Consider the following 6,261-nt stretch of genomic DNA (forward strand, 5'->3'; position numbering starts at 1 on the left):
GTCACCGCAACTTCGGGTCGAAGGCGTCACGGATCGCGTCGCCGAGCATGATGAACGCCAGCACGGTCAGCGCGAGGAAGGCCGACGGGACGATCAGCGGCGTCGCCGCCTCCCGCATGTGGATACGGCCGGTGTCGATGTCCTGGCCCCACGAGATGGTCGGCGCCTTGAGGCCGATGCCCAGGAAGGAAAGCGTCGCCTCGGCGGCGATGAACGAGCCGAGCGCGATGGTCAGCACGACGATGGCCGGGGCCAGTGAGTTCGGCAGGATGTGCCGCCACATGATCCGGCCGTTGCCGGCGCCGAGCATCCGGGCCGCCGCCACGTAGTCCTGCTCCTTGGCGGTGATCACCGAGGAGCGCACCACCCGGGCGGCGGTGGTCCAGCCCAGGATGGCCAGCACGAAGATCACCGCGGCGATCCGCGCGTTGTCGCTGGCGGTGGAGACGCGCTTGAGCAGCACGATCGCGGCCAGCAGCAGCGGGATGCCGAGCACCACGTCGATCACCCGGGAGAGCACGGCGTCGACCCAGCGACCGAAGTACCCGGCCAGCATGCCGATGACCAGCGCGATGATGCCGGTGCCGAGCGCGGCGAGCGCGCCGACCAGCAGCGAGGCCCGCGTGCCGTAGACGGCCCGGGAGTACGTGTCGCAGCCCTGGAAGTCGTACCCGAAGATGGCCCCGCCGGACGGCCCGGCGTGCTGTCGGGACAGCAGGCAGTCGTTCGGGCTGTTGGCGGTGAACACGCCGGGGGCCAGCGCCATCAGGGTGAAGATGACGACCAGTGTCAGCGAGATCCAGAAGATCGGGTTGCGGCGCAGGTCACGCCAGGCGTCGCCGGCCAGGCTGCGCGGCTTGTGCGGCGCGCCGACCTGGTTCGGTGTGCCCGGCTCGCCCGAGGGGCCCCGCCGTGCGGCCTGGTTCTCGCTGGCCGCCACAGTTTCAAAGTCACTCATGCCGGCACCTCGCTGCGCTCGGTGCCGGCATGAGAGCCCAAGCACGCTGCGCTGATGATTCGTTCGCTGCGCTCACTCATAGCGGATCCTCGGGTCGAGTACGGCGTACAGGACGTCCACCACCAGGTTCGAGACCAGGTAGACCACGACGAGCACGCTGACGATGCCCACCACCAGGGGGCCGTCCTCGGTGCGGATGCCGCGGAAGAGGTTGAAGCCCACGCCGGGGATGTTGAAGACGCCCTCGGTGATGATCGCGCCGCTCATCAGGTTGCCCAGCTCCACACCGAGGAAGGTGACCACCGGGATGAGCGAGTTGCGCAGCACGTGGACGGTGACGATGCGGCGCTTGACCAGGCCCTTGGACCGCGCGGTCCGGACGTAGTCGGCGCGCAGGTTCTCGGCCACCGAGGTACGGGTCAGCCGCAGCGCGGTGGCCAGCGACAGCGAGCCGAGCACGATGCCCGGCAGCAGCAGCGCGTAGAACGTCGGCTGGGAGCCGGCGGTGGGCGGGAAGAGCTGCCACTTGACGCCCAGGAAGTACTGGGCGAGCGGCGCCAGCACGATGGTCGGGATGCCCAGCACGAGCAGGGTCAGCACCAGCGTCGAGTTGTCGAAGATGCTGGCCCGGCGGATGCCGGCGACCACGCCGGCGCTGACTCCGAAGATGATCGCCACGGCGAGCGCGATGAGCGCGAGCTTGAGGGTGACCGGCCAGGCCGCCTGCAGGATGTCGCCGATCTGGCGGCCGGTCAGGGACTGGCCGAGGTCACCCTGGAGCAGGTTCTTGACGTAGTCGAAGTAGCGGTAGAAGAAGCCGCCCACGCCTGTCGCGTCGAGGTGGTACTTCTCCGTCAGGTAGGCCCGTTGGGCCGGCGTCACCGGGCGTTCGCCCGCGAGGGCCTGGATGGGGTCGCCCTGGCCGGCGAACATCAGCGCGTAGACGATCAGGGTGGTCCCGAAGAACGCCAGGACCATCTGCAGTAGGCGCCGCAAGATGTAGCGGAACATGCTTAGCAGTCTCTCCGGAAATATGCGAAAGGGTCGCAGGACGGCATCTCTGGTCGTACCCGAAATATCCGAGACGTGCCGTCCGGCCCGGGGGAGGCCGGCGCCACCGACTGCGGGCCCACGCGAGCGGCCCGGCCGGTACAGCGCGGTCCGGGCCACCCGGGCGTCGTCGCCCGGGTGGCCCGAATCCGTTGGTCAGCTCAGCTGGCCGCTTCGATCTTGATGAGGTTGACCCGCTGGAACAGGTCCATCTGCACGTTCTTGACCTTGGACGAGGTGCCGTACACGTTCTCGCCGAAGCGGAGCGGGATCACCGGCATGTCCTTGGCCAGGATGTCCTCCGCCTGCTGGTACTTGGCGATCGCCTCGTCCTGCGTCTTGGCGGCGGAACCCTCCTTGACGAGCTTGTCGAACTCCGGGTTGCTGTAGCCGTAGTAGTTCGACGAGCCGTTGGTGCTGTACAGCGGGCCGAGGTAGTCCTCCATGGAGGGGTAGTCCATGACCCAGCCCAGCCGGAACATGCCAACCGGCTGCTTCTTCTCGACCTTGGTGAGCAGGTCGGCGAACTTCGGCTCGGCCGAGCCGACAACGTCCACGCCCAGGTTGGCCTTCAGCTGGTTGGCGGTCGCGTCGACCCAGTCCTTGTGACCGCCGTCGCCGTTGTAGGAGATGACGATCTTCGACGGTCCGCCGGCGGCCTGGTAGAGCTTCTTGGCCTCGGTCGGGTTGAACTCACCCGACGCGCCGGTGGTGTTCTCCCGGTAGCCCGGCAGGACCGGCGAGACGAAGGAGCGCGCCGGCGTCTGCGAGCCCTTGAAGACCGACTTGGTGATCTCGTCACGGTCGATCGCCATCGAGATGGCCTTGCGCACGTCCGGGTTGCTGAAGTTCTTGTCGAACGTCGGGAAGGCCAGGAACTGGAACGACGACATCGGGCTGGTCTGGTACCGGTCGCCCAGGTCGGTCGGCGCGTTGCCGAGGCTCTCGGTCGGGATCGTCGGGAGCACGTCCAGGTTGTCGCCCAGCACGTCCGCGTAGGCCGCGGTGAGCTGCTGGTAGACCCGGAACTCGACGTCCTGCACCTTGGGCTTCTCACCCGGGTAGGCGTCGTACCGCTCGACGTCGATCTTGCTGTCGTGCTGCCAGGTGCCCTTCATCTTGAACGGGCCCTGACCGATCGGTGCCTGCTCGTAAGAGTCCTTGAGCACGCCCGGAGCCGAGAACGCGGCGTCCGGCAGCGGGTAGAACGCGTTGTATCCGAGCATCGTCTTGAAATCGATGTACGGAGCGCTGAGCGTCACCTGGAAGGTCAGGTCGTCGACCTTCTTCAGGCCGGACATCTCCTTGGCCTTCGGCTTGTCGCCCTGCAGGTCCTGGTAGCCGGCGATCTTCTCGAAGAAGTAGCTGCCACCCTGGCCGTTGGGCGCGTAGGCGCCGTAGTTCCACGCGTTGATGTAGTCCTCGGACGTGACCTTCTCGCCGTTGTGGAAGGTGTAGCCGTCCTTGAGCTTGATCGTCCAGACCGTGTTGTCGGACGAGGTGATCGACTGCGCGGCGACCTCGTACGGCTTGTTCTGGGCGTCGTAGTCGACGAGCGGGCTGAACAGGCCGGCGAGCACCTGCGACCCGGACGTCTCGGTGGTGTTGGTCGGAACCAGGTGCTGGGGCTCGGCGATCTGAATGCTGACCGCCGAACTGCCGTTGCCGCCGGATCCACCGTCTCCGCCGCTGCCGCAGGCCGCGAGGCCCAGCGTCACCGCGAGCGGGAGGGCGGTCCAGGCGGCGAGTCTACGAACTCGCATAGAGCCTCCTCATCTCCTCACGCTGCGCAGTCAGGCCCGACGCTGGGTTTACGCTGCGCAACAAGCGGTAACGGTAGGTCGAGATACCGGCCGTCGACAACGGCCCGGTTGCGGGTGCGTAACGGTCCGAGGACGTCTTCCTTGCGCGGCTCCCTCGTGCGTGCTAGCCCAAACCGGACAAGCGGCTCTGGGCTGCACATTCGCCAACAAGGCCGAAGTGTCGTGGGGTCTGCTGGCAGGGATTCGGCCGCCTCCGGCGGGTCCGTCCGGTATCCGCCGCGTGCGCAGACGGCGACCGTTTTCTCGGTGACAAGGTCCACAAATTGTCACCCAGAGTGATGAGCAACACGTAACTCATCGTGACCTTCGGTGGTGTGGCCGGTGCCTCGGCGGCCGTCCGGAGTGAGGTCGCCGGAACGGCACGTGCCGGACATGAGACGATCTGGTGGTGACGGCGACGCTTCTGGACGGCAAGGCGACCGCGGCGGAGATCAAGGACGAGCTGCGGATACGGGTGAAGGCTCTCGCGGAGCGCGGCATCACCCCCGGGCTCGGCACGGTCCTGGTCGGAGCCGACCCGGGCAGCCAGGCGTACGTCAACGGCAAACACCGTGACTGCGCCGAGGTGGGCATCGCCTCGATCCGCCGGGAGTTGCCGGCCGACGCCACCCAGCAGCAGGTCGACGACGTCCTGGCCGAGCTGAACGCCGACCCGGCGTGCCACGGCTACATCGTCCAGCTGCCGCTGCCCGCCCACCTGGACACCCAGCGGGTGCTGGAGCTCATCGACCCGGCCAAGGACGCCGACGGCCTGCACCCGGTCAACCTGGGTCGTCTCGTCCTCGGCTACGACGGTCCGCTGCCCTGCACCCCGCGCGGCATCGTGGAGCTGCTCCGCCGCCACGACGTGGCGCTGCGCGGTGCCACCGTGGCGGTCGTCGGCCGGGGCAACACCGTCGGCCGTCCGCTCGGCCTGCTGCTCACCCGTCGCAGCGAGAACGCCACCGTCACCCTGTGCCACACCGGCACCCTCGACCTCGCCTCGCACACCCGGACCGCCGACATCGTCATCGTCGCGGCCGGCGTACCGGGGCTGCTGACCGCCGACATGATCAACCCGGGTGCCGTCGTCGTGGACGTCGGCATCACCCGGGTGATCGGCCCGGACGGCAAGGGCCGCTACACCGGCGACGTCGCTCCGGAGGTGGCCGAGACGGCCGGCGCGCTGGTTCCGATGCCCGGCGGCGTCGGCCCGATGACCCGCGCCATGCTGCTGACCAACGTCGTGGAGCGCGCCGAGCGCGGCTGACGCGTCGACGCTGTCCCACGAGTGCCGTTCGCGTCTGTCCGGTCATAACTGTCCGCCCCTGGCCCGATCAGTGCCAGGATGGCTGATACGGTCCGGAAAACCGACTGGTATCAGGGAGTGGGACGACCATGGGTAAGAAGGTCACTGTCGTCGGGGCTGGCTTCTACGGCTCCACCACCGCACAGCGCCTGGCCGAGTACGACGTCTTCGACACCGTTGTGATCACCGACATCGTGGAGGGCAAGCCCGCGGGCCTCGCGCTCGACCTCAACCAGTCGCGGGCCATCGAGGGCTTCGAGACCAAGGTCGTCGGCGTGACCACCGGCCCGAACGGCGAGGGCTACGAGGCCATCGAGGGCTCCGACGTCGTCGTCATCACCGCTGGCCTGCCTCGCAAGCCGGGCATGAGCCGGATGGACCTGCTGGAGACCAACGCCAAGATCGTGCGGCAGGTCGCCGAGAGCGTGGCCAAGTACGCCCCCAGCGCCGTCGTCATCGTCGTCTCCAACCCGCTGGACGAGATGACCGCGCTGGCGCAGCTCGCCACCCAGTTCCCCAAGAACCGGGTGCTCGGCCAGGCCGGCATGCTCGACACCGCCCGGTTCAGCAACTTCGTCGCCGAGGCGCTGAACGTGCCGGTGGCGTCGGTACGCACGCTGACCCTGGGCTCGCACGGCGACACCATGGTCCCGGTGCCGTCCAAGAGCACCGTCAACGGCAAGCCGCTGCGTGACGCGATGCCGGCCGAGCAGATCGAGGAGCTGGTCGTCAAGACCCGCAACGGTGGCGCCGAGGTGGTCGCGCTGCTCAAGACCGGTTCGGCGTACTACGCCCCGTCCGCCGCCGCGGCGCGGATGGCGAAGGCCGTGGCCGAGGACTCCGGCGACGTCATGCCGGTCTGCGCCTGGGTCGACGGCGAGTACGGCATCTCCGGCGTCTACCTGGGTGTCGAGGCCGAGATCGGCCGCGAGGGTGTCCGTCGGATCGTCGAGACCGACCTGGACGCCGACGAGCTGGCCAGCCTCCTGGCCGCCGCCGAGGCCGTCCGCGCCAAGCAGGGCGACATCTCCAGCATGTAGTTCGTACCCAACCCGCAGGAGGGGGGGGGGGGGGGGGCCCCGCGGCCCCCCCCCCCCCCCCCCCCCCCCCCCCCCCCCGGGGGAAAACCTGGGGGTGAACGC

The 6,261-nt window shown here is 68.6% G+C and carries 5 protein-coding genes; 2 read left to right on the top strand and 3 right to left on the bottom strand.

The window, feature by feature from the left end; translation table 11 throughout:
* Position 1: 1 nt before the first annotated feature.
* The 3 genes from ACFYPH_RS22735 to ACFYPH_RS22745 form a co-directional block, all read right to left on the bottom strand.
* Positions 2 to 958, bottom strand: a complete 957-nt coding sequence (locus ACFYPH_RS22735) for an ABC transporter permease (protein ID WP_387184379.1) — start codon at positions 956 to 958, stop codon at positions 2 to 4.
* A 72-nt stretch (positions 959 to 1,030) separates the two neighbouring features.
* Entirely contained in the window at positions 1,031 to 1,969 is a 939-nt protein-coding gene (locus ACFYPH_RS22740) for an ABC transporter permease (RefSeq protein ID WP_354855389.1), read from the bottom strand.
* A gap of 200 nt (positions 1,970 to 2,169) precedes the next feature.
* Entirely contained in the window at positions 2,170 to 3,771 is a 1,602-nt protein-coding gene (locus tag ACFYPH_RS22745; RefSeq protein WP_354855390.1) for an ABC transporter substrate-binding protein, read from the bottom strand.
* A 448-nt stretch (positions 3,772 to 4,219) separates the two neighbouring features.
* Here ACFYPH_RS22745 and ACFYPH_RS22750 point away from each other — a divergent pair, with 448 nt between their 5' ends.
* Together ACFYPH_RS22750 and ACFYPH_RS22755 are read left to right on the top strand one after the other, a co-directional pair.
* The gene (locus ACFYPH_RS22750) at positions 4,220 to 5,080 is read left to right on the top strand and encodes a bifunctional methylenetetrahydrofolate dehydrogenase/methenyltetrahydrofolate cyclohydrolase (protein WP_387184383.1); all 861 of its coding nucleotides are present in this window, start codon (positions 4,220 to 4,222) and stop codon (positions 5,078 to 5,080) included.
* 128 nt (positions 5,081 to 5,208) lie between these two features.
* Positions 5,209 to 6,159, top strand: coding sequence for a malate dehydrogenase (locus tag ACFYPH_RS22755; RefSeq protein ID WP_387184386.1), 951 nt, complete (start codon positions 5,209 to 5,211; stop codon positions 6,157 to 6,159).
* Positions 6,160 to 6,261: the final 102 nt, after the last annotated feature.

It is taken from the genome of Micromonospora sp. NPDC005252 (assembly GCF_042872475.1).
GTDB lineage: Bacteria > Actinomycetota > Actinomycetes > Mycobacteriales > Micromonosporaceae > Micromonospora.